1 protein-coding gene and 1 pseudogene are annotated in these 1,231 nt (G+C 70.1%); both read left to right on the forward strand.

Features of this window, described 5'->3' with window-relative positions; all coding sequences use genetic code 11:
• Positions 1–822, forward strand: an 822-nt coding sequence (locus ABZ570_RS34010; RefSeq protein WP_358072302.1) for a polysaccharide pyruvyl transferase family protein, incomplete at its 5' end; no start/stop codon positions are given.
• Between the two features lie 165 nt (positions 823–987).
• Positions 988–1,231 (forward strand): annotated as a pseudogene (locus ABZ570_RS34015) (polysaccharide pyruvyl transferase family protein); the annotation flags it as partial.

Below are 1,231 nucleotides of genomic sequence, written 5' to 3' on the forward strand. Positions count from 1 at the left end.
TCGATGTTCCTGCACGGCGACAGCCTCCGGATCGAGAAGGCGAAGGCGACGCTGAGCACCGAGGACCGCCTCGCGCTCACCATCTCGCCGTACGTCTCGTCGATGGCCCAGATCGTCCGCCACCACCACCAGCGCTACCCCAACCTGCGCTACCTGCCGCAGGACCTGAAGACCCTCGGCACGCTGCTCTACGGGGACGCCCCCGAGCACCGGGGCAAGCAGAGCGACATCCCGGTACACACCTCGCATCCGCTCTTCGTCGAGGACAAGGTGCGGATGTTCGTCGACCCGTGGACCTGGATGGAGTATCTGTCCGGGTTCGAGTTCGCCTTCGGCACCCGGATCCACGGCACCATCACCGCGCTGCTCGCCGGCACCCCGGGCTATCTCTTCGCGCACGACTCGCGCACCCTGGAGCTGGCCCGCTACTTCGGCATCCCGCACCGGATCATGCGGGACGTGCCGGCCGACATCGACGCGGCGCAGCTGTACCAGGAGGCCGACTACTCCGCGCTCAACGACGGCCACAAGACCCGCTTCGAGGCGATCACCTCGTTCCTCGCCCGGCACGACCTCGGGCACTGCTTCGCCGACGGGGACAGCGCCGCCCGCTTCGACCGGCAGGTCCGCCAGACCAGCTTCCCGCCCGCGGTGCGCCCGGCCACCGCCACCGCGCCCGCGGACCTGCTGACCCGGATCCAGTGGCTCCAGGATCAGCAGCGGACGCTGGAGGAAACCGTCGACTCGCTGCGCTCCCAGCAGCTGCGCGAGCGGATGCGGCGGGCCGTCCGCGGGCCGATCCGCCGGATGCTGCGCCGCTGAGCCTGGTACGCCTCCGGCCCGGCAACCGGGCTGCCGTCCCGAGTGTCCGATGGCATAAGATTCCTGCTTCTGCACCGCACGTGGACCGGGCGCCGGCCAGCGGGCCGCGCCGCTCCGGTTCCCGCCGGGCACACCGTGCCCGGGACCGGAAGGTGGACAACCCGGATGCACCAGCGGATCCTGCTGCGCGCCTGCAAGGGCCCGTTCGACGTCTTCACCGCCGAGGAGACCTTCGACCGGGACTGGATCGGCAAGAACAGCGGCAACCTGGTCTTCAGCCACGCCGCGCACAAGCTGCTGGCCACCTCGACGGCGCAGATCACCCCGTCGCGGCTGCTGGCGAACCGGCGGGACGCCGACGAGATCAACGAGAAGTACGACGTCTTCGTGATCCCGCTGGCCAACGCCT

Origin of the sequence: Micromonospora sp. NPDC007271 (assembly GCF_040634005.1) — a bacterium.
In the GTDB taxonomy this organism is placed as follows: Bacteria; Actinomycetota; Actinomycetes; order Mycobacteriales; family Micromonosporaceae; genus Micromonospora.